The sequence below is a fragment of the Amycolatopsis sp. NPDC049159 genome, assembly GCF_040648295.1.
GTDB classification, from domain to species: Bacteria; Actinomycetota; Actinomycetes; order Mycobacteriales; family Pseudonocardiaceae; genus Amycolatopsis; species Amycolatopsis pretoriensis_A.
In genome coordinates this window covers 1-24016 of the sequence record NZ_JBEZDL010000012.1, presented here as the reverse complement: position 1 = coordinate 24016, position 24016 = coordinate 1, and the positions used below count along the sequence as shown (strand labels likewise).

The following is a 24016-nucleotide window of genomic DNA, read 5'->3' as shown; positions in this document are numbered from 1 at the left end:
CGCGTTTCGGTGACTGTGGCCGTCGGCCATCATGTCACCCATGCGTGAAGCGCCCGTGGTCAACGCCGTCATCCAGGCCCGGTCGAGCTCGACCCGGCTGCCCGGCAAGGTGCTGCGCCCGCTGGCCGGCCGCAGCGTGCTGGGCTGGGTTGTCCGGGCCGCGGCGGCCGCTCCCGGCGTCGACCAGGTGGTGGTCGCGACCTCCTCGGACGCCTCCGACGACGACGTCGCCGCCGAAGCCGCCCGCTGCGGTGCCCATGTCGTGCGGGGCCCGCTCGACGACGTTCTCGAGCGGTTCGCCGTCGCGCTGCGCGAGCACCCCGCGGACGCCGTGATCAGGCTCACCGCGGACTGCCCGCTGCTGGACCCGGTGCTGATCGGCCAGCTCGCGACGCTGTGGCGCGCCCAGCCGTCGCTCGACTACGTCAGCACGACGCTGGTCCGGACGCTGCCGCGCGGCTTCGACGCCGAGCTGGTGCGGGCGTCCGTGCTCCTGGAGCAGGTCGCTACCGCTTCCGGCGCGGACCGCGAACACGTGACTTCGGGCATCTACTCGCGGCCGACGCGGTATTCGTGCGCCGGGGTCGTGGTGAGCCCGGCCGCCGACGACCTGCGCGTGACGCTCGACACCGCCGAGGACTGGGAGCTGCTGTCCGCTTTGGTGGCGTCGCTGGGTGACGGCGTCGGGGACTGGCGGACGGTGGTCGCGCTGCTGCGTTCGCGGCCGGACCTGGTGGCGCTGAACGCGCACGTCGAGCAGAAGAAGGTCGGTTCGTGAGGCTGCTGCTGCGCGCGGACGCGTCGGCGTCGATCGGCGCCGGCCACATCGCACGGATGGTCGCCTACGCCGAGCGGGCGGTGGCGCGGGGCTTTTCGGTCGCCTTCGCGGGCCGGGCCGACAACGCCGAATGGCTCGCCTCGCGCTTCGACGAGCTGGGCGTCCCGCGGGTGGCGTTCGACGCGACCGGGTTCGACGCGGTCGTCGTCGACCACTACGGCCTCGGCGACGTGCGGCCCGAGGTCAACGCGGCCGGCGCCCTGCTGGTGTCGATCGAGGACGACGTCTTCGGCCGCCGTCCCGCCGACATCGTCGTGGACTCGAGCTTCGCGCCTTCGCCCCGGCCCGACGACGGCTCGGACGTCCTGCTGCGCGGCATCGAGTACGCGCCGCTCCGGGACGTCGTGCGGGAGACGCGCCGGGCGCCTTCCGGGCCGCCGCTGCACGTCACGGTGGTCCTGGGCGGCGGCGCGGAGTGGTCCGCGACGGTCGGGTTGCTGCTTCGCGCGCTTCGCGACACCGAGCTGCCGTTCGTGGCGGACGCCTTGGTGCGCGGAGAGCCTTCGCTGCCTTCGCTGCTCCCCGGGCAGTCGATCCGGGTGTCCCCGCCGAGCCCGGCGCTGCTGGACATCCTGGCGACGACCGACGTCGCGGTGAGCGCGTCCGGGGTGACGTTCGTGGAGCTGTGCTGCCTCGGCGTCCCGACGGCGGCGGTCCGGCTGGTGGACAACCAGGAGCCGGGCTACCGGGCGGCGCTCGAACTGGGCCTGGCGGCCGGGCTCGGCCCGGCGGAGTCCCTCGCTTCGCGGCTGCCCGCGGTGACGGAGGTGGTGCGCTCGCTGCTTTCGGACGACTCGCTCCGCCGCTCGCTGTCGGCCACGGCGTCGTCCACAGTGGACGGCCTCGGCGTCGACCGGGTGCTGGATTCGGTGGAATCGCGGACCGGTTCTGTCCGCGGTGCTTCCTACCGTTGAGGCATGACGATCACCCCGTTCCGCATCGACGTCCCCCAGGCCGCCCTCGACGACCTCCGCAACCGCCTGGCGAACACCCGCTGGCCCGACCAGCCCGCCGACACCGGCTGGCGGCTCGGGGCGCCGGTGGACTACGTGCGCGAGCTGGCGGAGTACTGGCGGACGGGCTTCGACTGGCGGGCGCAGGAGGCGCGGCTGAACGCGTTCCCGCAGTTCACGACGACGATCGACGGGACGAACGTGCACTTCCTGCACGTGGTGTCCCCGGAGCCGTCGGCGACGCCGGTGCTGCTGACGCACGGCTGGCCGGGCTCGATCGTGGAGTTCCTGGATGTGATCGGGCCGCTGACGGACCCGCGCGCGTACGGCGGCGACCCGGCGGACGCGCTGACGGTGGTGGTCCCGTCGATCCCGGGCTACGGCTTCTCGGGCCCGACCCCGACCCCGGACTGGGGTCCGGACCGCGTGGCGAGGGCGTTCGCTTCGCTGATGACGTCCCTGGGTTACGAGCGCTTCGCCGCCCACGGCGGCGACTGGGGCGCGATCATCTCGCGCGAGCTGGCGGTCCAGTTCCCTTCGCGCCTGCTCGGCATCCACGTGACGATGCTGGCGTCGGCGGTGGTCCGGACTCCGGCCGATCTGGAGGGCCTGGCGGATCAGGCGCTGGGGCGGCGCTCGCTGGAGAAGGGCCAGACGTTCTCGATGTCGGGCACGGGCTACGCGATGATCCAGGCGACGAAGCCGCAGACCCTGGCGTACGGCCTGCACGACTCCCCGGCGGGCCAGCTGGCGTGGATCGCGGAGAAGTTCCGCTCCTTTTCGAACACGACGGCGGACTTGATCGACCGCGACGACCTGCTGGCTGATGTGTCGATTTATTGGTTCACGGAGACGGCGAACTCGTCGGCCCGGCTGTACGCGGCTTTGACGGGTGGCTGGGGAGCCCCGCCGCCGGCGAACACGGTCCCGACGGCGGTGGCGGTGTTCCCGGACGACATCGGGCTGCCGATCCGGGAATTGGCGGAGCGAACGGACAAGATCGTCCGCTGGACGGAGTTCCCGAGTGGGGGGCACTTCGCGGCGTTGGAGGAACCGGACGCGCTGATCGGCGACTTGCGGACGTTCTTGCGCTCACTGCGCTGACTCCGGGCCCCGCTGCCGCCGGCTGTGCGGGTCGCGAATGACCCATTCGCGGCTTCGCGCCTGCCGCCCGGCCTCGGCCCCGCGGGGGTCGCCCGCGGGGATCGCCGCATTCGGGCGCGACCTCTTCATGGCCGGCTTGATGAAGTGAACGACTCGTTCAGCTCGTCCGACGACCTGAACGAGTCGTTCACGCGATCCGAACCCCGTAGCTGCCGGTGACGACCACCGCGAATGACTCATTCACGGCTCCGGACGTCCCGAATGACCCATTGACGACGTCGCCTGCGCTGTCCGCCCTCGGCCCCGCCCGGGTTTGCCCGCATTCGGGCGCAGCGGCCATGACTGCGGTCCTCGATCAGCCCCGCGGCTGCTGGCCGCCCCAGGAACCCACGACCGAGCCCCCGCCCTCCCAGGGGGGCGTGCCCATGTCCAGTCTATCGGCGCCCCGGACAAAAACCGGCTCCGAGCGAGTTGTCCACAGGGGTTGTCCACAGGCCCTCCGGTCTGTGGACAACCCCGCGACAAACCTCAGAGGTACTGACCGGTCCCCGAGATCCCCGGCCCATGACCCTCGTGCCCCGGCCCGCCCGCAGCCGAAGGCCCCGCCGGCAACCCGCGCCGCATCTGCTCCAGCTGTACCCGGGCCGCCATCTGCTGGGCGAACAGCGCGGTCTGTATCCCGCTGAACAACCCCTCGAGCCACCCCACCAGCTGCGCCTGCGCGATCCGCAGCTCGGCGTCCGAAGGCGTCTGGTCGTCCGTGAACGGCCGCACCAACCGCTCCAGCTCGTCCTGGAGCTCCGGCGCCAGCGACGCCGCCAGTTCCTTCACCGACGTCTCGTGGATCTCGCGCACCCGGTTGCGGGACGCGTCGTCCAGCGGGGCCGCGCGGACCTCCTCGAGGAGCTGCTTGATCATCGTGCCGATCCGCATCACCTTCGCCGGCTCTTCGATGAGCTCGCCCACGGCCTCGGCGTGCTCCGCGCCTTCCAGCGGTGAGCCGTCCGAGCCCACGACCACCACGTGGGGTGAAGATTCCTGGTCAGCGTCACCGGCTGTGAAGTTCGGCTCGGTCATGTGCTCCATCCTGGCTTGCGTTCGACACGCTCCGCGACACCCGCGGGGTGTCCGTCTCCGAGCGTAGCCGCTCCGGGGGTTCGCGGTGGCTCTCCACCCAACCCCGGGCGCACGGCGAAACCGCACGTCCGTACGGTGTCCCCATGGCGTTCGACGTCGCTCGTATCCGTGGGCTCTTTCCCGCGCTGGGTGACGGCTGGATTCACTTCGACGGCGCCGCCGGAATGCTGGTACCGGAACAGGTCGCTTCGGCGGTTTCCACGGCGATGCGCGCCCCGGTGTCGGGGCCGGGCGGAGCGTTTCCGGCCTCACAACGCGCGGAAAGCATCGTGACCGCGGCCCGCCGGGCCGTGGCCGACCTGGTCGGGGCCGACCCGGCCGCCGTCGTGCTCGGACCCAGCGCACCGGTGATGCTGCGCCGGCTCTGCGACTCGCTCGCCGAGCGCTGGACGATCGGCGACGAAGTCGTCGTGTCGAGGCTCGACGAACAAGCCAACCTCGCGCCGTGGCAGCGCGCCGCGAAGCGCGTCGGCGCCGTCGTGCGCTGGGGCGAGATCGACATCGAGACGTGCGAACTCCCCGCGTGGCAGTACGAGCAGCTCGTGTCGGCGCGCACCAAGGCCGTCGCGGTCACGCTCGCGTCCGGGTCCGTCGGGACGCGGCCGGACGTGCCGACGATCATCGAGTTCGCCAAGCGGGTCGGCGCGCTCGTCGTCGTCGACGCCACCTACGCCGCACCGTTCCTGCCGCTGGACATCAACGCGCTCGGCGCCGACGTCATGGTCGTCTCCGCGCAGGCGTGGGGCGGCCCGTCGGTGGGCGCGCTCGTCTTCCGCGACCCCGAACTGATCGAGCGGATCGCGTCCGTCTCGCTCGACCCGACGGCGCGCGGCGCCGCCCGGCTCGAGCTCGGCCCGCACGCGTACCCGCTGCTGGCCGGGCTGATCGCGTCGATCGACTACCTCGCGGGCCTCGACGACGCCGCGTCCGGCTCGCGCCGCGAACGGCTGGTCACCTCGCTCGGCTCCGCGAAGTCGTACCACGCCGGGCTGCTCGCCCAGCTGTCCACGGAACTGCTTTCGCTGCGGCACATCATGGTCATCGGCAACGCCATGCGCCGCATCCCCGCGCTCGCCTTCGCCGTCGCCGGCAAGAAGGCGCCCGAGGTCGCCGAGTACCTGGCCTCGCAGGGGTTGTGCGCCTTCGCCGACGACGGCGCGGCCGGTGTCTTCGCGTCACTCGGCGTCGGGGAAGTGGGCGGCGCCGTGCGGATCGGGCTCGCCCACTACTCCAACGTCTTCGAGATCAACCAGCTCGTGCGCGTGCTGGAAGAACTCCGCTAGGACTTCGCCGCCAGCAGGATCTTCCCGAACACGCTGCCCTCTTCCAAGGCGCGGTGCGCGGACGCGGCTTCGGCCATCGGCACGACCTGGCCGACGATCGGCTTCACCGCACCCTCGGAAACCAGCGGCCACAGCCGTTCACGGACGTCGGCGACGATCGCCGCCTTCTGGTCCAGCGGGCGGAACCGCAGGCCGGCCGCGAACACCGAAGCCCGCTTGCCGAGCAGCGTGCCGACGTTCAGCTCGCCCTTGACCCCGCCCTGCATGCCGATGACCACCAGGCGGCCGTCGGCGGCCAGCGCGTCGACGTTGCGCTTGAGGTAGGACGCGCCCATGTTGTCGAGGATGACGTCCGCGCCGCCGGTCTCCTTGTGGAGCACCTCGACGAAGTCGTCTTCCTTGTAGTTGATCGTGATGTCGGCGCCGAGCTGGCGGCAGCGCTCGAGCCGCTCGGCCGAACCCGCGGTGACGGCGACGGTCGCGCCCAGCGCCTTGCCGACCTGGATGGCGTGCGTGCCGATGCCGCCGGCGCCGCCGTGGACCAGGAACGTTTCGCCCTCGCGGAGCTTCGCGTGTATGACGACGTTCGCCCACACCGTGCAGGCCACCTCGGGCAACGCGGCCGCGGTGAGCAGGTCGATCTCGCCCGGCACCGGCAGCAGCTGCCCCGCCGGGACGACGGCCTTCTCCGCGTAACCGCCCCCGGAGAGCAGGGCGCAGACCTCGTCGCCGACGTTCCAGCCGGTCACGCCTTCGCCTAGTTCCGCGATCGTGCCCGAGCACTCGAGGCCGAGGGTTTCGCTGGCGCCGGGCGGCGGCGGGTAGTGGCCCTGGCGCTGCAGCAGGTCGGCGCGGTTCACCGCGCTCGCGGCCACGTCCAGCAGCACCTCGCCGGGGCCGGGACGCGGGTCCGCGACCTCCGCCCACTCGAGAACGTCCGGGTCACCTGGTTCACGGATGGTGATCGCGTACATGTGTCGACTGTATACCGGTCGCCGAACTTCCCGCCGAATGACGCATTGACGTACTACTCATTCGGAACAAAGGTGAGCAACCATGTCACTCTTCCGAAAGAGATTCGTCCCGCCGATGGCCCTGGCCGCCGGCGCGACACTGGTGCTCGGCCTCACCCCGGCCGCCGCCGCGAACACGGTCCCCGAAGGTCCCGCTCTCGCCAAGCAGCTCGTCAAGAAGGTCGACGTCAACGGTGTCAACCGGCACCTGATCGCCCTTCAGCGCATCGCCGACACCAACGGCGGCACGCGGGCGGCGAGCACCGACGGCCACAAGAAGTCCGCCGAGTACATCGCCACCAAGCTCGAGGCGGCCGGCTTCCAGGTGACCCGCCAGGAGTTCCCGTTCACCTACTCGGAGACCCTGGCCGAGAAGCTGACCGCGGGCGGCGCCGACGTCCCGGTCATCGCCATGGAGTACACCGTCTCGACGCCCGTCGGCGGCATCACCGCGCCGCTCGCCGTGATCGCGGTCGACGACACCAGCGGCTGCGAGGCCACCGACTACCCCGCCGACGTCGCGGGCAAGATCGCGCTGATCAAGCGCGGTGGCTGCTCGTTCGCGCAGAAGCAGCAGACCGCCGCCGCGGCGGGCGCGATCGGCGCGATCGTCTACAACAACACCGACGGCGCCCTGAACGGGACGCTCGGTGGCCCGGAGAACGCGAAGATCCCGACTGGGGGCGTGACGGCCGCCGCGGGCGCGCAGCTGGCGACGCTCGCCGGGCAGCCGGTGACCCTGGAGCTGCGGGCCTTCCAGGAGGCGCGGACCAGCTACAACGTCATCGCCGAGACCAAGACCGGCCGCAAGGACAACGTCGTGATGCTGGGGTCGCACCTCGACAGCGTCCCGGCCGGCCCGGGCATCAACGACAACGGCTCCGGCTCGGCGGCCCTGCTCGAGACGGCGCTGCAGCTGGGGAGCAGCCCGAAGGTCAGCAACGGCGTCCGCTTCGGCTTCTGGAGCGCGGAGGAGTTCGGCCTGATCGGCTCGACCTACTACGTCGACCAGCTGACGTTCGAGCAGCAGCTGGACATCGCGCTGTACCTGAACTTCGACATGATCGGCTCGCCGAACGCCGGCTACTTCGCCTACGACGGTGACAACTCCGACGGCGTCGGCGCGGGTGCCGGCCCGTACGGCTCGGCGCAGATCGAGAAGACCTTCGTCGACTTCATGCAGGCCGCGCGGGGCGTGTCCCTCGAGGGCACCGACTTCACCGGCCGCTCGGACTACGGCGAGTTCATCGCCGTCGGCATCCCGGCCGGCGGCCTGGACACCGGCGCCGAGGTGCTGAAGACCCCGGCGCAGGCGGCGAAGTGGGGCGGCACGGCCGGCATCGCGTTCGACCCGTGCTACCACCAGGCGTGCGACAACCTGGGCAACATCGACCGGGTCGCGCTGGACCGCAACGCGGACGGCCTCGCCTGGGCCCTCGGCGTCTACGCGACGAGCACCGAGAGCATCAACGGCGTGCAGCCGGGCAAGAGCAAGACGGCCAAGCAGAAGGCCGCCGACCGCGGTGCGCAGCGGAACTTCTCCGCCCGCGCCGTCGCCGGCGACCCGCACGCGCTGACCGCGTAAGACACGACGAAGGGGCCGTCCCAGCGCGGGACGGCCCCTTCGTCGTGTCCTAGCCCAGGTTGTTGGTGCCGAACGTGTCGCAGCGGGCGGGTTCGCCGGTCTGGAAGCCGGTGGTGAACCACTTCTTGCGCTGCGCCGACGTGCCGTGGGTGAACTTCGAGCGGTCGACCTGGCCGCCGCCGAGCTTCTCCTGGATGTAGTCGTCGCCGATGCGGGACGCGGTGTCCAGCGCGGAGGCGACGTCGTCCTGGGTGACGTCGGTGATCAGCGGCTTGCCGCTCTCGGTCGGCGTCGTCGAGGCGTGGTTGGCCCAGACGCCGGCGTAGCAGTCGGCCTGCAGCTCGAGCCGCACCGAACCGGACGTCGGGCCGGTGCCGGTGCCCTTCTTCGACGTCCCGAGCAGGTTCTGCACGTGGTGGCCGTACTCGTGGGCCAGCACGTACGCCTCGGTGAAGAGGCCGCCCTGCGCGCCGAAGCGCGTCTTGAGCTCGTCGAAGAACGACAGGTCGATGTAGACGTCGGAGTCGGCCGGGCAGTAGAACGGGCCGGTGTCGGAGGTGGCGCTGCCGCAGCCGGTGCGCACGCCGCCGTTGAAGAACTTGGTGGGCGCCTTCTGGTAGGTCGAGCCGGAACGCGCGAACTGCTGCGTCCAGTAGTCCTGGACGGAGTTGACGATCGCGACGATGGCGCAATCGTGGTTCTTGTTCGCGTCCGCGCCCGTCTTGCACTCGCTGGACAGCTTCGTGTTGTCGACCTGCTGGCCGGACCCGACGCTGCCGAGCCCGCCGCTCAAGCCGCTCCCGCTGCCGCCGCCGAGGCTGACCCCGCCGAGCTGGGAGAGCACGAAGTAGATGATCAGGCCCACCACGCCGAGCCCGCCACCGCCCAGCGCCACCCGGCCGCCGATCCCGCCGCCGCCACCACCGCCGCTACCGCGCAGGTCCTGGACTTCGGAAGCGTCCAAGCCAGCGTCGTCGTCGAACCTCACCCGCAGATATTAACGAGCCCGGGCGCGGTCGTCGCGCTGACGGCCGCACCCGGGCGTTGTACCGAGATTTCTGTTCGTCGAGCGGTTGGCCGCATCCGGGCCGGCGTTCAGGCGCTGCCGTCACGACTTCCGAGGCCGTGACCGGAAACAGGCCCGATCGACGCCGAATGCTGAACGCACCGTAGAAGCCCGCGCTCGTGCTGCTCGCAATCGCGACCGGCCCGGTGGAACTCCGTTCCGATCGCGGGGACGCAACAAGCGGTCAACCGCGAGGATCACCCGTCACGCAACCACCTGACCTCTCCTGGCGGGGCACCGGGCCGGCACGTCGCCGTCGCCGTGCCGCATACCTGGCCAACCGTCCGCCGACAAGCAGAATGCGCCTTTCCGGGCCGAGTCTCAACCTTTTCGTAACCCCACCTTCGGGCGATGTTTCAGTGGTGTGTTCACCGGCCGACGGATCGGACTCGGACCGCGCGGTCGCTTGATCAGCGTTCTACGCTGCCTTATGACCGAGGAGCGACCTGTGCGGTGGTTGGACGATGCCGAGATGGCGGCGTGGCGCTCCTACATCGTCGCGACACTGCGGTTGCGGCAGCGCCTGCACCGCGAACTGACCGAGCGCCACGAGGTGTCGCTGACCGACTACGAGGTGCTCGTCTGCCTCGAAACCCAGGCCGGGCACCGGATGCGCATGTCCGAACTGGCGTCGGTGATGGGGTCGACGAAGAGCAGGCTCTCCCACCAGGTCGGCCGGCTCGAGGACATCGGCCTGGTCCGCCGGGCCCGCGACCCCGAGGACAAGCGCGGCGTCATCACGGAGCTGACCGAGGACGGCATGGCCCTGCTGAAGACGGCCGCGCCGACGCACGTGGAAGGCGTCCGCGAGCACTTGATCGACCTGCTGAGCCCGCACGAGCAGGCGACGATCGCGGGGGCGTTCGAGCGCGTGCTGGAGCACCTCTCGGAAACCGGAAGCTGAACCCGGGCGCGGCCGGCGCCCGGGTTCGCTCAGTGCGGTAGCGGTGGGATTCGAACCCACGGAGAGGTTGCCCCCTCGCATGTTTTCAAGACATGTTCCTTCGGCCGCTCGGACACGCTACCCCTGCCCACGAGGGTAGCCGACGGAGTCACCCGGCCCGCCGGGGCAACCGCGCCGGCGCTTGAATTGGGGATGCTGGTGACGGGGCTCGTGGTGCTGGGCTTCCTCGACTAGGTCCAGTTCAGCGTGAGCGACGCGCCTTGGGCACGGCCCGCTTCGGCGGCCGGGGTCCGCGTCGCCGGGTCCAGCGGGTTCTCGCCGATCGCCGCGATCGAGGCCTCGTCCGGGGTGATCAGCGTGACCTCCGCGCCCGCCGCGCGCAGGTCGTCGAGCACCGTGAGCAGCGGTTTCTCCATCGGCAGCGGGGCGTCCACGCCCAGCGGCGAAACGACCGTGACGCGCGTGTGGCCCGTCGCGTAGTCGGCGTTCTCGGCGGACCGGACGCCGCCGTCGACGTAGCGGCGGCCGTCGATCGTCACCGCGGGCCAGACGCCCGGGACCGCGCAGCTCGCCGCCACCGCGTCGACCAGGGAGACGCCGGACGCGCGGTCGAAGCGGCGGGGTTCGCCGGTTTCCGCGTCCACCGCCACGATCACCAGGCGCTGTTCCGGCCACTCGTGCGACGGCAGCCGCGCCTCGATCACCGTGCGGCGGTCCGCCTCCGGCACCGTTTCGGCCGACAGGGCCAGCCGCCCGACCGCGCGCCGGATTTCGGCCGGGTCCGTCGAGCCGGTGACGGCGCCGCCGAAGTCGGCGGCGAACTTCTCGAAGTCGATGTCGGCCGGGATCTCCGGGGTCTGGCGCGCCGGATCGGCCTGGCGGGCGAACAGCTCGGCCAGCGGCAGCCCGCTGGTCACCTGCGCGGCGACCGCCGAACCCGCCGACGTCCCGACGATCAGGTCGGCCCCCGTGAGGTCCTGCCCGTGCTCGGCGAGCCCCGCCAGCACCCCCGTCGTCCACGCGATCCCGGCGACCCCGCCGCCACCCAGCACCAAAGCCTGTCCACCCATGCCGACACCCTATCGGCGCCGGATCAGGGCTGTCGCAAGGCTTTCGCGGCGATCCGCGCCTGGACTTCGGGACGGCGCAGCGGCGGCACGGTCGCCGGCGGCTGACGGCGTTCGGGCAGCTGCTCCAGCAGGCGCGTGGTGATCGCGGTGATCTCGGCGACCGCGGCTTCGAACGGCTCGCGCGTGGCGTCCGAAAGCGACTGCACGCCGGTCACCTTGCGGACGTACTGGCGGGCCGCGGCCTCGATCTCCTCGCCGGTCGCGGCCGGCTGGAGCCCCCGGAGGGTGGTGATGTTTCGGCACATGCCGCTCAGGGTACGACTCTTCGGGCGCTTCGATCACACGGTCGGTTAGGCCTGGGCCCACGTCGTTGACGCCCGAACCGCCGTTTGGGCAAGGTCGGAGCAGTGCCCCTCAGACCCTTCCGCTCCGCCCGCCCCGAACCCCCGGTCCTCGAAGCCGAGCGGCCGGAAACCCCGATCCCGGAACAGGCGTGGCCCCGCGTGCGGGCCGACGAGCTGGTCACCCTCGTGGCGCACGTCTTCGCCGCCCACGGTTTCCCCGAAGCGCGAGCGCGCATCGCGGCCGAGGCCCTCTGCCACGGCGACCTGACCGGCTCGCCGGACACCGGCGTCGCCGACCTGACCCGCGTCCACCTGCCGCTGCTGGAAAACGGGCTGGTCGTGCCGCACGCCCAGCCGCTGATGATCGCCGACCGCGGGGCCGCCGCGCTGATCGACTACCGCCGCGCGTCCGGGCTCTGGGCCGTCGGCGACGCGATGGACCGCGCGGTCACCCGGGCCGGGCGCTTCGGCGTCGGACTGGTTTCACTGCGCGGGATCGGGCCGTTCGGCCGGGCCGGGCACCACGCCGCGCGGGCGCTGCCGCACGCGATGATCGGGCTGGTGCTCGCCGCGGGCGGCGAGCCGGACCAGCCGATGAACCCGCTCGGCATGGCCGCGCCGGGCGGGGCGTACCCCGAATTCGTCTTCGACATGGACAAGCCTGGTTCCGAAGCAGCCGGGCTGACGCTGCTGGTCGAGGTGCTCGCCGGGGTGCTCTCCGGCGTCGCCGACCACGAGCACGACACCGGCCTGCTGGTCATGGCCATCGCGCCGACGACCCTGCGCAGCGCGGACGGCTTCTACCGCGCGGCGAGCGCGTTGTTCGGCAGCATGCTCGGCTGGGACGGCGGCGCGCCGATCCGCTACCCGGGCTGGCGCGAGGCCCAGCACCTGGAGCAGTGCCGCGCGCTCGGCGTCCCGCTCGCCGGTCCGGTCCGCCGCGAGCTGGACGCCCTCGCCGCTTCGCTCGGCCTCCCGCCCCTCACCAGCGTCGGCTGACCCCGGGCGCCCCGATGCGTCAGCCGCCTCGGGGCGCCCGGGGGGCTCAGTGGACCAGGATGACCTTGCCGCGGGCCGGGCCCACCGCCACGACGTCGCCATCGGTCAGCTGGCGGCCGCGGCGGGTCTCCACCTCGCCGTTGACCGTGACCTCTTCGGCGTCGATCAGGTCCTTGGCGTGCGAGCCGTCCTCGGCGAGGCCGGCCAGCTTGAGGAACTGGCCGAGCCGGATCGGTTCTCCGGTGATGGGTACGTCGACGGGATCGCTCATACCCGCATCATGCCCGGGCGGTCGTCTGCCGGTAGAGGGCCTGGACGTCCGTGTCGAAGTAGCTCGAATACGACGTGTCGGGGTCGTCGCCGCCGTACTCGAACCCGCCGATGACGCCGATGACCGTGCCGAGCCGGGTCTTCGGGTCCTGGGCGGTGACCCACGGGCCGCCGCTGGTGCCGGTGGGGAAGCCCGCGCAGGCCACCTTCAGCTGGTAGGTGTCCTGCTGGCTGGTGGTGTTCTGGCAGACGGCGGGCACCTCGGTGTCGTCCGGGTAGCCGGTGAGCGTGATGGCGTGCTCGAATCCGGTGCCGGTGGCGAGGGTGTTGGCGCCGACCAGGCTTTCCAGCGTCCGCGTCGCGCCCGCCTGGTGCGCGGTCGCGAAGCCGACGTCGAGGTCCGGGTCCGACGACTCGCTCCACCCCCTCGCGACGAGCTCGTCGGCCACCGTCCAGAAGCCGAACGGCGCGACGCCGTCGTGGTAGCCGGGCGCGAACGTGACGCCGGTGAGGTAGCCGCCGCCCTCGCCGTCGTGGATGCAGTGGGCCGCGGTCAGCAGCACGTCGCCCTGGTCGCTGTGCACGACGCTCGCGGTGCAGTAGTGCATGCCCTCGACGAACAGCGCGCCGACCGCGGGGCTCGACACCGCGGGCAGGTCGGGCGTCGACGCCGGCGCGGCCTCGACGGTGCCGGACGTCGTGGCGTCCGCGGACCGCGGCTGGTGGTCCACGAAGATCACGAACGCCGCGCCGAGCAGCAGGATCGCGGCCACGCTGAGCAAGACGGCCGTCCGCCGCACCCGCATCGCCTCCTGTCTCGTCCCGGCGCTCCGACCAGATCACCATAAGGCGTCGCACCGACACAATCAGCGCACCCACAGCAACCTCACAGCCGCTAGTATCCGTAACTCACGAGTAACACCCAGGGAGGGACCATGAAGCGGTTCGGGGACAAGGTCGTGGTGATCACCGGAGCGGGCTCGGGGATCGGCCGTGCGCTGGCGCTGGAGTTCTCCCGCCGAGGCGCGCGCCTCGCGCTTTCCGACGTCAACGCCGGCAACGTGGCCGAGACGGCGAAGCTGGCCGGCGACAACGCCCGCGCGTACACCCTCGACGTCGCCGACCGGGCCGCCGTGCTCGCCCACGCCGAAGAGGTCGTCAGCGACTTCGGCGGGGCGAACGTCATCGTGAACAACGCGGGTGTGGCGCTCGGCGCGACCGTCGAGGAAATGTCCTTCGAGGACTACGACTGGCTGATGGGCGTCAACCTCGGCGGTGTCGTGAACGGCACGAAGGCGTTCCTGCCGCACCTGATCGCTTCCGGCGAGGGGCACGTCGTCAACGTTTCCAGCGTGTTCGGGTTCGTCGGCGTGCCGACGCAGAGCGCGTACAACGCGGCGAAGTTCGCGGTCCGCGGGTTCACCGAAGCCCTGCGCGAAGAAATGCTGATCGCGCGGCACCCGGTCGCGGTCAGCTGCGTGCACCCCGGCGGGATCAAGACCAACATCGTGCGCAACGCGCGCAGCGACGCCGGCGACCAGGAAAAGGCCGCGCGGGGCTTCGAGCGGATCGCCCACACCACCCCGGAGAAGGCGGCGGAGACCATCCTCCGCGGCGTGGAACGGAAGTCCGCGCGGATCCTCATCGGACCGGACGCCTACGTCATCGACGCCATCCCGCGCGTCCTCGGCTCGGCGTACCAGCGTCCCCTGGCGGTGCTGGCGCGGCTGGGCTTGAAGCAGATGGAATGACGTTCACTCATTGGGGTTGCGTTTCTGACAGCGTCGTCCGAAATGGTCCAGAATGCGTGGGGTCCGCGAGCCCCCCGCACCGGAGGTCCCGATGCTTCGCACCGCACCGCGCAGTGCGACCCGTCCGTCCAGCGACCGCACCGCCGTCGAACTGCTGGACCGCACCGGAATCGTCGCGGCGAGCCTGCCCCGGCGCCGCCGCACCGACGACGACGTCACCGCGAGCGAGCCGATCTACACCCGGCCGCCGGTGTGCGACCAGGACCTGCGGCCGAAGTCCGTGGTGATCCGGCGCCGCGCCCGCACGTGGCTGGGCAGCGGCGCCGCGGTGCTGCTCGTCGCCGTCGGCTGGCTGGGCGGCGGGATGCTTTCCGGTGGCCTGTTCGGTCCGAACCCGGCCGACGTGGCCCAGCTCGACCCGCGCCCGGCCGTCGCCGAAGCGCCCGCGCCGCAGCCGCAGCCGCAGGCCCCGCAGGCGCCGGTGGCCACCCCGGCCCCGAAGACGGTCTTCGTGCCGGCGCCGGCCAAGCCCGACCGGAAACGCGTTCAGGCGCAGGCGAAACCGCAGCCGAAGAAGTCCGCGCCGGAAGAGGACGAAGCCCGCGTCGACCTGCCTTCGCCGACGCCGACGGCCAACCTGGTCCAGTCCTGGGTCGGCGTGGCGGAGAGCATGGCTCAGCAGTACCGCTTCGACATGACGACCCGTCGCTGACTCAGGCGCCGCTCCAGCGGTACTCGTGCTCCGGGCGCCCGGTGGCGCCGTAGCGCAGCCGCATCTGGACCGTTCCCGACTCCGCCAGCGCGGTCAGGTACCGCTGCGCCGTCGCCCGCGCCATCCCCAGCTCGCCGGCGACTTCCGCGGCCGACAGCGGACGGCCCGCCCGCCGCAGCTGCTCCGAAACCAGCCGGGACGTCGCCGTCGACTGGCCCTTCGGCGCGGACGTCCGGTCCTGGTCGTGCAGCACCCGGTACGCGCGGTCGACGTCGTCCTGCGCGAAGGACCGGTCCTCGGCGAGCAGGCCGCGGAAGCGCGCGTAGGACGTCAGCCGTTCCGCGAGCTGGCGGGTGGTGAACGGCTTGATCAGGTAGTTCAGCGCCCCGGCCCGGATCGCCGCGGCCACCGACGCGCTGTCGGTCGCCGCGGACAGCACGATCGTGTCCGTCTGCAGCTCCGGGAGCACGGCGAGGCCGGACTCGTCGGGCAGGTAGACGTCGAGCAGGACGAGGTCCGGCGAGAGCTCGCGGACGCGGGCGCGCGCTTCGGCGGCGGTGTGCGCGGTGCCGACGACCGCGAAGCCGTCGACCTCTTCGACGAACCCGGCGTGCACGCCGGCGACCCGGAAGTCGTCGTCGACGATGAGCGTGCGGATCATCTGTCCTCCGTCAGCGTTCCGGGCAGCTTGGCGACGAACAGGGCACCCGACTCGCCCGCGCCGGGGTCGGCCAGCCAGACGTCGCCGCCGTGGGCGCGCGCGGCCTGCCGGGCCAGCGCGAGGCCGAGTCCGTGGCCGGGCGCGATCTTCGTCGAGACGCCTTCGTCGAACAACGTGCGCCGCAGGTCGGCAGGCACGCCGGGGCCACTGTCCACAACGGACACGTGCAGCGTGCCGCCTTCGGCCAGCAGGCTGATCTCCACCGTCGCCGGCCGGCGCGGGCCCATCCGGGCGGCGTGCAGCGCGTTGTCGACGAGGTTGCCGATCACGGTGTTCGCGGCGATCGGGTCGGTCACCGCCGTGGGCACCCAGGTGTCGTCGGCGAGCTTGAGCGTGAGGCCCTTTTCCTGCGCCTGCTCGGTTTTCGCGACCAGCAGCGCCTGCAGGTACGGGTCGGCGACGGCGTCACCCAGCTCGCTCGGCCGGGCCGACGGCGAATTCGTCAGCGTCTGCAGGTATTCGACGGCCTCGGTGTGGTGGCCGAGCTGGAGCAGCCCGTAGAGCGTGTGCAGCCGGTTCGCGAACTCGTGCCGCTGGGCGCGCAGGCCGTCGGACAGCGCGCGGATGCCGTCGAGCTCGCGGGTGAGCGCGTCGAGGTCGGTGCGGTCGCGGAAGGTCAGCACCGTGCCGATGTCCCGCTCGTCGAGCCGCACCGCCCGGCTGTTGATGACGAGCACCCGGTTCCCGGCCACCGCCAGGAGGTTGTCGACCGGCAGCCCTTCGGCGACGGCCTTGTGCACGCGCGGGCTGAGCTCGAGTTCCGCCAGCGCCGCGCCGATCGGGAGCTCGGTGCCGAGCAGGCGTTCGGCCTCGTCGTTGCGCACCGAGACGCGGTTCGCCTCGTCGACGGCGAGCACGCCTTCGCCGATCCCGTGCAGCACGGCTTCGCGTTCGTAGAGCAGCTCGGTGAGTTCGTGCGGTTCGAGCCCGTGCGTGACGCGCCGCAGGCGCCGGTTGAGCAGCGCGGACGCGCCCGCGCCGAGCAGCAGCGCGCCGCCGGCGAACACGAGCGTGATCGCGAGGAGCTTGTTGAAGTCGCCGGTCGGATCGGCCACGTCGAAGCCGACGCTGACCTCGCCGACCACGCGTTGCCCTTGCCGGATGGGGGTTTTGCTGCGGACGGACAGTCCGAGGGTTCCGCTCGCCACGGTGTTGACGTCGTCGAACCCCGCGAGCGCCCGGTCGGCGGGGGTGCTCACCCGCCTCCCGATCTCGCTCGGCGTCGGGTGCGCCAGCCGGATGCTGTTGTCGTCGGTGATCACGACGAACAACGCGTCGGTCCGCTCCCGCACGGCCAGCGCGCGTTCCTGGAGTGCGCCACCGGGGATCTTCGCCGCGGTGTCGGCCACGACGACCGGATCCACCGCCACCGACTTCGCGATGGCCAGCGCTCGCTCGCTGTACTGCTCGGTCAGCGTGCGCGAGAGGAGCACGCTGACCAGCGCGACGCCGATCCCGACGACGAGGAGCACCACGCCGATCTGCAGCAGCAGCACCTGCCTGCTGAACCGCATCCGCGGGAAGAGCGCCCACTTTGGCATGGCTGGGAACATACCCCCAGGTCACGGCAGTGCGCTAAACGAGCAAAACATTCAGAACGCGCAGCACGCGCGGAGAACGTCGACAAGCTTCACCTCGAAGCAACGGCTGCTTAACGTCCCTTCCCAACGTGAGCCCCACCACGTGACGAAGGAGTCACCTCCCCATGGTTCCCCCACTGATCGAACTCACCGGAGCCACGAAACGGTTCCCGAGCGGGTCCGGGTCCGTGCACACGGCCGTCCGCGATCTGACCATGACCGTGCAGCCCGGCGAGTTCGTCGCCGTGGTCGGCCCGACGGGCTGCGGCAAGTCGACGACGCTCTCGCTGGTCTCCGGGCTGCAGCCGCCGTCCGCCGGCCGGGTGCGGGTGAACGGCGAGGACGTGAAGTCGATCCCGGACGGGGTCGGCTACATGTTCCAGACCGACGCCGTGATGCCGTGGCGGTCGGTGCTGGAGAACGTCGCTTCCGGCCCGCGCTTCCGCGGTGCGCCGAAGGCGGAGGCCCGGGCGCAGGCCGTCGACTGGATCGCCCGCGTCGGGCTCGCGGGCTTCGAGAAGTACTACCCGCACCAGCTTTCCGGCGGCATGCGCAAGCGCGTCGCGCTGGCCCAGACGCTGGTCACCAAGCCGAAGATCCTGCTGATGGACGAGCCGTTCTCGGCGCTGGACGTGCAGACGCGGGCGCTGATGCAGGACGAGCTGCTGCGCCTGTGGTCGGGTTCGGGGGCCGCGGTGATCTTCGTGACGCACGACCTCGACGAGGCCATCGCGCTGGCGGACAAGGTCGTCGTGCTGACGACGTCGCCGGCCACCGTGAAGGACGTCTTCGAAATCCCGCTGGAGCGGCCGCGGAAGGTCGAGGAGCTGCGGCTCACCGAAGAGTTCCGCAAGCTCTACGCCGACATCTGGGAATCACTGCGCAGCGAGGTCGACAAGGCCCGTGAGAAGGGAGCGAGCAATGTCGCTTGAGACCCCCGCGGCCCCGTCCGCGCCCCTCCCGGTACTCGAGACCGAGCAGGACATCCTCGCCCGCGCCAAGCAGGCGTCGGCGAAGCGCAAGCGCAACATCTGGCTGCTGCGCCTGGCGATCGTCGTCGTCTGGCTGGGCAGCTGGGAGCTGACCGCCACGTACTGGATCGACCCGTTCTTCTACTCGAAGCCGTCGAAGATCTGGGAACGGCTGGTCGAGTGGTTCTCGGCGGGCACCGACTTCGGCTCGATCTGGTACCAGATCCTGGTGACCGTCGAGGAGGCCGCGATCGGCTTCGTCATCGGCGCCATCTTCGGTGTCGTGTTCGGCGTGATCCTCGGCCGCAGCTCCTACCTCGCGCAGGTGCTGGCGCCGTTCATCAAGGCCGCCAACGCGTTGCCGCGCATCGTGCTCGCCGCGTTGTTCGTGATCTGGTTCGGGCTCGGCCTGTCGTCGAAGGTCGCGACTGTCGTCGTGCTCGTGTTCTTCGCGGTGTTCTTCAACGCCTTCACCGGCGCCCGTGAGGTGGACCGCAACCTGATCGACAACGCCCGCATCCTCGGCGCGACGCGCGGTCAGGTGCTCAAGTCGATCGTGCTGCCGAGCGCGACGTCGTGGATCCTGTCGTCGCTGCACGTCGCCTTCGGGTTCGCGCTGATCGGCGCGGTCGTCGGTGAGTACACCGGCGCGAAGGCCGGCATGGGCTTCCTGATCGCCAACGCGCAGGGCACGTTCGACACGGCCGGCGTGTACGCCGGGATGCTGATCATCACCGTGGTGGCGCTGCTCGCGGAGTGGGGTATCAGCTCGCTGGAGGGCAGGCTGCTGCGCTGGCGCCCGCCGTCCGCCGCCGATGCCGCGCACGGGGTGGTCTGACATGCGCCTGAAGCGGGCAGTTGCCGTGGCGGCCGCGCTCACGGTCACCCTGGCCGGGGTCACGGCGTGTCGCGACTCGCGGGAGATCTCTCTCGGTACCACCGGCCAGCCGCACATCAAGATCATGATCGGCGGCATCTCGAAGGTCATCTACCTGCCGGGTCAGCTCGCCCAGCAGATCGGCGCGTACCAGCGGCAGGGGCTCGACGTCGAGCTGTTCGACCAGCCCTCGGGCGCGAACGCCGAGACGTCGCTGCTGGCCGGCGAGGTGCAGGGGGTGGTCGGGTTCTACGACCACACGATCGACCTGCAGGCCAAGGAGCAGTGCATCCAGAGCGTCGTGCAGTTCGCGAACGTGCCGGGCGAGGCCGAGATGGTCGCGACCGGCAAGGCGGGTGACATCAAGTCCGGCAAGGACTTCAAGGGCCGCAACCTCGGCGTCACGTCGCTGGGCTCGTCGACGGACTTCCTGACGAAGGCGCTGGCCGCGCGCGGCGGCGTCAGCTCGAAGGACTACACGCCGGTCAAGGTCGGCGCCGGGCAGACGTTCATCTCGGCGATGAACCAGGGTTCGATCGACGCCGGCATGACCACCGACCCGACGATCGCGCAGCTGACGAACACCGGTCAGGCCAAGGTGCTCTACGAGATGCGCACGGTCGAAGGCACGAAAGCCGCTTTGGGTGGTTTGTACCCGGCGAGTTCGCTGTACATGGGCTGTGAAATCGTGAAGCGCTATCCGGACATCGTGCAGAAACTGGCCAACGCGTACGTCGAGACCCTGAAGTGGATTTCGACGCACACACCGGAACAAGTCGCCGAAACCATGCCGCCGTCGTTCGCCGGCGGGGACAAGGCGCTGTACGTGAAGTCGCTCAAAGACAGCTTGCCGATGTTCACGAAGGACGGCCGGATGGACCCCGCGGGCGCGCAGAACGTGCTGAAGGTGCTGGGCGAGTCGTCGAGCAACGTCAAGCCGAAGAAGGACAAGATCGACCTTTCGCAGACGTACACGACGAAGTTCGTGGACGCCGCGCACGCGGCGGCACAGCAGTAGGAGCCCGCTCACCTGACCGGGCGGTTGGTGAGCGATATCGACCCGTAAAGGCCTCTTTCCCCCGCGGAGGCCTTTACGGGTCTTTTTCGGGCAATGGGAAGACCATGCGAAAGTAGCTACCTTCTTTTTCGTGCGGCTCCAACACTTGGGGAACGGTTTTCCCGGTCCCCATCGGTGAACGGAGTCCCCGCATGTCCAGAATCCTTTCGTCGCGCGCTGTCCGAGTTCTCGCCGCGGTCGCGGCCGCCGCTGCCGGCCTCGCCGTCTCCGGCACCGCGCACGCCGCGGTCGAGTACGGTTCGCACTTCCACGGCCACCAGTTCTCCGGCGGCAACTGGGGCGGCTACGTCAGCTTCGGCAGCTTCACCACGGCGACGGCGAGCTGGACCGAGCCGACCGTGACGTGCCGGTCGAGCAACGACCTCTTCGCGCCCTGGGTCGGCATCGACGGCGACGGATCGTCCACAGTGGAACAGACCGGCGTCGAGACGGACTGCTCCAGCGGGCACCCGGTGTATTCGGCCTGGTACGAGATGTACCCGGCGGCCCCGGTGTACTACAACGTGTCGGTCGGCGCGGGCGACCACATCACCGCGACGGTGACCCGCACGGCCACCAACACCTACCGCCTGGACCTGTCCGACACGACCAAGGGCTGGACCAAGACGACGACGAAGTCCCTGACGTCGAAGCACGCCTCGGCGGAGGCGATCATCGAGTCCCCGACCGACTCCTACCCGACGATCTCCGGCGGCATCAAGTTCACCGGCGTCAAGTTCAACGGCACGAACCTGGCCTCGACCAGCCCGTCCGCGCTGAACGCCGACGACCGCGGCACGAACACGTGGATCCCGGGCGCGATCGGCTCGGACGGGCAGAGCTTCACGATCTCGCGCCACTGAGGGTCGTGACGCCCCCGGGACCACCGGGGGCGTCAGGTCTTCGGTAGCCGCACGGTGACCTTTGTGCTCACCTCGGCTCTTACGTCCACTTCGATCGCGTAGCCATCCCCGTAGAGGCGCCCGAGCCGCCGTCGCAGCGCAGGCAAGTCCGAGACACCCAGGTAGCCGCCGATCCGGCGCGTCTCCCACCACGGTCGCTCCGCGTCGAACCGCGGGACGTCTTCGTAGTCCAGCCGGGGATCTTCGTGCTCGACACTGAGCACGATGTCCATATCGGCGTCCGCGACGACGATCGTCACTCGCGGGCCAGGCGCGTGCTCCACGGCCCGCTCGACCAGCGGCTGCAGGCAGAGGAACGGCACCTTGAGCGGCAGTACGTCGGGGTCGATGTCCATCACCGCGGTCAGCTGGTCGCCGAGCTGGATGCGCGCCAAGACGAGGTACTGGTCGACGCACCGCACTTCCTCGGCCAGCTCCGTGAACTCCCCGTACAGCCGGGACCGGTAGCGCAGGAAGTCGGCGAACTCGCGCAGCAGGTCGGCCGTCCGCTCGGGGTCCGTCGTCGTCAGCGCTCCCACAGCGGCGAGCGACTGCGAAACGAACATCGCCGGGGTCGGGCTTGGGAGCGGGAACGGGGGCAGTTCGTGTTCAGGGGCTTCGGACCGCTCCCATTCGCCGATGCTCAGCTGGTCGGAGATCCAGCCCGCCACCGCTCGCAACACTTCGTTCCGGTCAGCAGACCGGTTCGCCGAGTAAATGATCAGGGCCGCCCGGGTTTCGTCGTTCACCTTCAGCGGCAGGGTCATCGCGTATCGCACCGGACAGGACTGTTCGTCGCAGAAGACCGCCTGGGAATCCGGCTTTGCCACCCCGGTCGCCAGTGCCTTCGCGGCGAGCGCCGGGGCGCCGTCGATGTGCTCGCGGGCCACCTCGCCGTCCCAGTCGACGGCACCTGCTGAACCGACGACGACCACGGCGGGCACGTCCAGCAGCATGCGCAGCCGGGCGGCGTTTTCGGCGTCTAGGCCGCGGCGGAATTCTCGGATCACCGCGAGAACAGCGAAGATCTGCTGCTGGACAGGTTCGGGAACGGCGCGGCGGTACCGAGCGGCCGAGGCCTGCCAGTTGCGTAGCAGGCAGAGAGCCGTCACGAGCCAGAAGAATGCCGCGACTCCCGCGAAGTCCGGCACGTCAGTGGAATTCCGGCCGCCGTCGCGAACGGACCAGTGCGTTGCGCGCCTCACGGAGGTACTCGGGGCTGACGTCCAAACCGCGGCCCGCGGCTTGGACGGTCATCCCGTGGTCGGTCAACCGTACGTTTTCGACGTGCTCGGCGGCCACCCAGTGTCGCTCGTCGACCCGGACGAACCCGGCCGCGGCCCAGTCAGCGGTCAGCACCGAAACCGGAACCCGCACCGAGAACTCGCCTTCGGCGGTGGTGAGCCGGGCGTGGTCGCCGTCGAGCTCGGCCAGGCACACATCGGAGAGCCGGAGGAACGCTTCGACGCCGGCGCGTTCCACGGGGATCAGCGGATCCACAGGTGGTTCTCTCTCGTGCGGCGATGCGCGGTCGAGCAGCTTACGCACGGTGTCGGCGAGGCGGTCCGTGCGTACCGGTTTGAGCAGGTAGTCGACGGCTTCGAGCTCGAAGGCCTCCAGCGCGTGTTCGTCCCACGCGGTGACGAACACCAGCCCGGGCGGCACGGCGAACCGGGAGATCATCCGGGCCAGGTCGAGGCCGTTCAGGCCAGGCATCTCGATGTCCAGGAACACCGCGTCCAGCGGTTCTTTCTGACGCAGGACCTCGTGGATGTACCGCGTTGCGGTGAGTGCGTCCGAGACCCCGTCGACCTTGCCGACCCGCGGGTGCAAGCGCAGCAGGTGGACGATCTCTTCCAGCGCGGGAGCTTCGTCGTCCACCGCCAGGACGGTCAGCCGGCCCGGCCTCGGACTCGACGTCGCCTCACCGCCGGTGAACACCTGCGAGTTGACGTAGACGTGCCCCCCTACGTCACCCATCTGAACGGCGGTCGCGAGGTCGCCCTCCACCTGGTTGACCACGTCGTCGTTCTGCTCGGTCATGCGTCCCTCGGTCGGTCCCAGGTTCAAGGTTCAAGGTTCGCCGAGGTTCGGGTGGCGGTCAATTGTCAGGAAGTGGACAGCTACTTCAGGTTGTTGATCGCCCACGCGACCACCATCACCGCGAGGATCAGCGAGATGACCGCCTGCAGCATCATCGTCAGCTTCGCCCAGATGCGCAGCGGCATGACGTCCGTCGGGCTGAAGGCGGCCGCGTTGGTGAACGAGAAGTACAGGTAGTCCAAATAGGACGGTTCCCAGTCCTGGTGCGCCAGGTCCGGGTCGGCCATCTGCGGGAACTGCAGGTCGGGGAACTCCGCCCGGCCTGCGGCCCGCCGGCCCGGGCCGCCGCGGTCGAACTCCCAGTACCAGAGGGAGAAGGCGACGATGTTCGTCCAGTAGACGATGCCGCCGGTGACCAGCACGGCGCCGGCGTGGTCGCCGATCGTGCCGGCCGCGATGCGGTAGACGAGGGTCACCGCGGAGCCGGCGTTCACCGCCGTCACGGCGGCGACCAGCAGCAGCGAGATGACCCGCTCGACCGCGCTGAACTGCGACATCCGGCCCGGGTTGACCAGCAGCAGCGCCACCACGAGCAGCGCGGACACGGCGGGCAGCAGCCACTGCGGGTGCAGCGCCATGTCGTCGGGCAGGGCGACCTGCAGCACGAGCGTGGCCACGACGACGCCCATCGCGGGCCAGCGGGTCTCGCCGGACGTCCGCCGGCGCCACGCGGGAAGTGCCTCTTCTGTCACCGGCTCACGCTAGGCCTTCCCCGCACTTTCACGTGAAAGTGACGCCCCCAGGTCGGCACTTTCACGTGAAAGTGAGGCCTAGGG

25 protein-coding genes and 1 tRNA gene are annotated in these 24016 nt (G+C 70.6%); 13 read left to right on the top strand and 13 right to left on the bottom strand.

The window, feature by feature from the left end; genetic code table 11:
- The first annotated feature begins 31 nt into the window (after positions 1-31).
- Genes AB0B33_RS22550 through AB0B33_RS22540 form a run of 3 tightly spaced genes read left to right on the top strand, consistent with a single transcriptional unit; the run spans position 32 to position 2895 of the window.
- Positions 32-778, top strand: coding sequence for a glycosyltransferase family protein (locus tag AB0B33_RS22550; protein WP_360774894.1), 747 nt, complete (start codon positions 32-34; stop codon positions 776-778).
- Positions 775-1752 (top strand): spore coat protein, encoded by a 978-nt coding sequence (locus AB0B33_RS22545; protein WP_360774891.1) that lies wholly within the window; start codon positions 775-777, stop codon positions 1750-1752. The genes AB0B33_RS22550 and AB0B33_RS22545 overlap by 4 nt, the downstream gene beginning before the upstream one ends.
- Positions 1753-1755: 3 nt before the next feature.
- Complete coding sequence (locus AB0B33_RS22540; RefSeq protein WP_360774888.1) at positions 1756-2895, top strand: epoxide hydrolase family protein; 1140 nt, start codon at positions 1756-1758, stop codon at positions 2893-2895.
- A 528-nt stretch (positions 2896-3423) separates the two neighbouring features.
- Here the strand turns inward: AB0B33_RS22540 and AB0B33_RS22535 are convergent.
- Positions 3424-3981 (bottom strand): bacterial proteasome activator family protein, encoded by a 558-nt coding sequence (locus AB0B33_RS22535; protein ID WP_247015813.1) that lies wholly within the window; start codon positions 3979-3981, stop codon positions 3424-3426.
- Positions 3982-4115: 134 nt separating this feature from the next.
- Here AB0B33_RS22535 and AB0B33_RS22530 point away from each other — a divergent pair, with 134 nt between their 5' ends.
- Positions 4116-5315 (top strand): cysteine desulfurase-like protein, encoded by a 1200-nt coding sequence (locus AB0B33_RS22530; protein WP_247015811.1) that lies wholly within the window; start codon positions 4116-4118, stop codon positions 5313-5315.
- On the opposite strand, the gene AB0B33_RS22525 is transcribed toward AB0B33_RS22530, so the two are convergent.
- Positions 5312-6289 (bottom strand): NAD(P)H-quinone oxidoreductase, encoded by a 978-nt coding sequence (locus AB0B33_RS22525; RefSeq protein ID WP_360774884.1) that lies wholly within the window; start codon positions 6287-6289, stop codon positions 5312-5314. The genes AB0B33_RS22530 and AB0B33_RS22525 overlap by 4 nt on opposite strands.
- An 82-nt stretch (positions 6290-6371) precedes the next feature.
- Between AB0B33_RS22525 and AB0B33_RS22520 the strand changes: the two genes are divergently transcribed.
- On the top strand, positions 6372-7913 hold the full coding sequence (locus AB0B33_RS22520) for a M28 family metallopeptidase (protein ID WP_360774881.1): 1542 nt from the start codon (positions 6372-6374) through the stop codon (positions 7911-7913).
- Positions 7914-7962: 49 nt separating this feature from the next.
- Here AB0B33_RS22520 and AB0B33_RS22515 read toward each other — a convergent pair whose 3' ends face one another.
- The gene (locus AB0B33_RS22515; RefSeq protein ID WP_247015805.1) at positions 7963-8901 is read right to left on the bottom strand and encodes a neutral zinc metallopeptidase; all 939 of its coding nucleotides are present in this window, start codon (positions 8899-8901) and stop codon (positions 7963-7965) included.
- Positions 8902-9409: 508 nt separating this feature from the next.
- Between AB0B33_RS22515 and AB0B33_RS22510 the strand changes: the two genes are divergently transcribed.
- Positions 9410-9883, top strand: coding sequence for a MarR family transcriptional regulator (locus tag AB0B33_RS22510; RefSeq protein ID WP_360774877.1), 474 nt, complete (start codon positions 9410-9412; stop codon positions 9881-9883).
- Between the two features lie 35 nt (positions 9884-9918).
- On the opposite strand, the gene AB0B33_RS22505 is transcribed toward AB0B33_RS22510, so the two are convergent.
- From AB0B33_RS22505 to AB0B33_RS22495, 3 genes are all read right to left on the bottom strand, one after another.
- A tRNA-Ser gene (locus AB0B33_RS22505) sits at positions 9919-10005 on the bottom strand.
- 108 nt (positions 10006-10113) lie between these two features.
- On the bottom strand, positions 10114-10953 hold the full coding sequence (locus AB0B33_RS22500; protein ID WP_360774874.1) for a patatin-like phospholipase family protein: 840 nt from the start codon (positions 10951-10953) through the stop codon (positions 10114-10116).
- A gap of 23 nt (positions 10954-10976) precedes the next feature.
- A complete protein-coding gene (locus AB0B33_RS22495) occupies positions 10977-11258 on the bottom strand; it encodes a DUF2277 domain-containing protein (RefSeq protein WP_247015799.1) in 282 nt (93 codons plus the stop codon).
- A gap of 102 nt (positions 11259-11360) precedes the next feature.
- Here AB0B33_RS22495 and AB0B33_RS22490 point away from each other — a divergent pair, with 102 nt between their 5' ends.
- A complete protein-coding gene (locus AB0B33_RS22490) occupies positions 11361-12296 on the top strand; it encodes an Ldh family oxidoreductase (protein ID WP_360774870.1) in 936 nt (311 codons plus the stop codon).
- Between the two features lie 46 nt (positions 12297-12342).
- Here the strand turns inward: AB0B33_RS22490 and AB0B33_RS22485 are convergent, their stop codons facing one another.
- Both AB0B33_RS22485 and AB0B33_RS22480 read right to left on the bottom strand, forming a co-directional pair.
- Positions 12343-12567, bottom strand: a complete 225-nt coding sequence (locus AB0B33_RS22485) for an RNA-binding S4 domain-containing protein (protein WP_360774867.1) — start codon at positions 12565-12567, stop codon at positions 12343-12345.
- 7 nt (positions 12568-12574) lie between these two features.
- Entirely contained in the window at positions 12575-13372 is a 798-nt protein-coding gene (locus AB0B33_RS22480; protein WP_360774864.1) for a trypsin-like serine protease, read from the bottom strand.
- A gap of 129 nt (positions 13373-13501) precedes the next feature.
- Here AB0B33_RS22480 and AB0B33_RS22475 point away from each other — a divergent pair, with 129 nt between their 5' ends.
- Together AB0B33_RS22475 and AB0B33_RS22470 are read left to right on the top strand one after the other, a co-directional pair.
- Positions 13502-14317, top strand: coding sequence for an SDR family NAD(P)-dependent oxidoreductase (locus AB0B33_RS22475; protein WP_360774861.1), 816 nt, complete (start codon positions 13502-13504; stop codon positions 14315-14317).
- A gap of 91 nt (positions 14318-14408) precedes the next feature.
- Positions 14409-15029 carry a hypothetical protein gene (locus tag AB0B33_RS22470; RefSeq protein WP_360774858.1) on the top strand — a complete coding sequence of 207 codons (621 nt, stop codon included), beginning with the start codon at positions 14409-14411 and terminating at the stop codon, positions 15027-15029.
- Between the two features lies 1 nt (position 15030).
- Here the strand turns inward: AB0B33_RS22470 and AB0B33_RS22465 are convergent, their stop codons facing one another.
- Positions 15031-15690 (bottom strand): response regulator, encoded by a 660-nt coding sequence (locus tag AB0B33_RS22465; protein WP_247015786.1) that lies wholly within the window; start codon positions 15688-15690, stop codon positions 15031-15033.
- Positions 15687-17264, bottom strand: a complete 1578-nt coding sequence (locus tag AB0B33_RS22460) for a sensor histidine kinase (protein WP_247025400.1) — start codon at positions 17262-17264, stop codon at positions 15687-15689. Before AB0B33_RS22460 ends, AB0B33_RS22465 begins: the two co-directional genes overlap by 4 nt.
- A gap of 191 nt (positions 17265-17455) precedes the next feature.
- Between AB0B33_RS22460 and AB0B33_RS22455 the strand changes: the two genes are divergently transcribed.
- The 4 genes from AB0B33_RS22455 (at position 17456) to AB0B33_RS22440 (ending at position 21098) form a co-directional block, all read left to right on the top strand.
- On the top strand, positions 17456-18262 hold the full coding sequence (locus AB0B33_RS22455; protein WP_247015784.1) for an ABC transporter ATP-binding protein: 807 nt from the start codon (positions 17456-17458) through the stop codon (positions 18260-18262).
- The gene (locus AB0B33_RS22450; protein ID WP_360774854.1) at positions 18252-19139 is read left to right on the top strand and encodes an ABC transporter permease; all 888 of its coding nucleotides are present in this window, start codon (positions 18252-18254) and stop codon (positions 19137-19139) included. The genes AB0B33_RS22455 and AB0B33_RS22450 overlap by 11 nt, the downstream gene beginning before the upstream one ends.
- Before the next feature lies 1 nt (position 19140).
- On the top strand, positions 19141-20196 hold the full coding sequence (locus AB0B33_RS22445; protein WP_360774851.1) for an ABC transporter substrate-binding protein: 1056 nt from the start codon (positions 19141-19143) through the stop codon (positions 20194-20196).
- A gap of 191 nt (positions 20197-20387) precedes the next feature.
- On the top strand, positions 20388-21098 hold the full coding sequence (locus AB0B33_RS22440; protein WP_360774849.1) for a G1 family glutamic endopeptidase: 711 nt from the start codon (positions 20388-20390) through the stop codon (positions 21096-21098).
- A gap of 32 nt (positions 21099-21130) precedes the next feature.
- On the opposite strand, the gene AB0B33_RS22435 is transcribed toward AB0B33_RS22440, so the two are convergent.
- The 3 genes from AB0B33_RS22435 to AB0B33_RS22425 form a co-directional block, all read right to left on the bottom strand.
- Positions 21131-22147, bottom strand: coding sequence for a histidine kinase (locus AB0B33_RS22435; protein ID WP_360774846.1), 1017 nt, complete (start codon positions 22145-22147; stop codon positions 21131-21133).
- A gap of 142 nt (positions 22148-22289) precedes the next feature.
- The gene (locus tag AB0B33_RS22430; RefSeq protein ID WP_360774843.1) at positions 22290-23180 is read right to left on the bottom strand and encodes a response regulator transcription factor; all 891 of its coding nucleotides are present in this window, start codon (positions 23178-23180) and stop codon (positions 22290-22292) included.
- An 80-nt stretch (positions 23181-23260) separates the two neighbouring features.
- Entirely contained in the window at positions 23261-23869 is a 609-nt protein-coding gene (locus AB0B33_RS22425) for a DUF1345 domain-containing protein (protein WP_247025398.1), read from the bottom strand.
- Between the last annotated feature and the right edge of the window lie 147 nt (positions 23870-24016).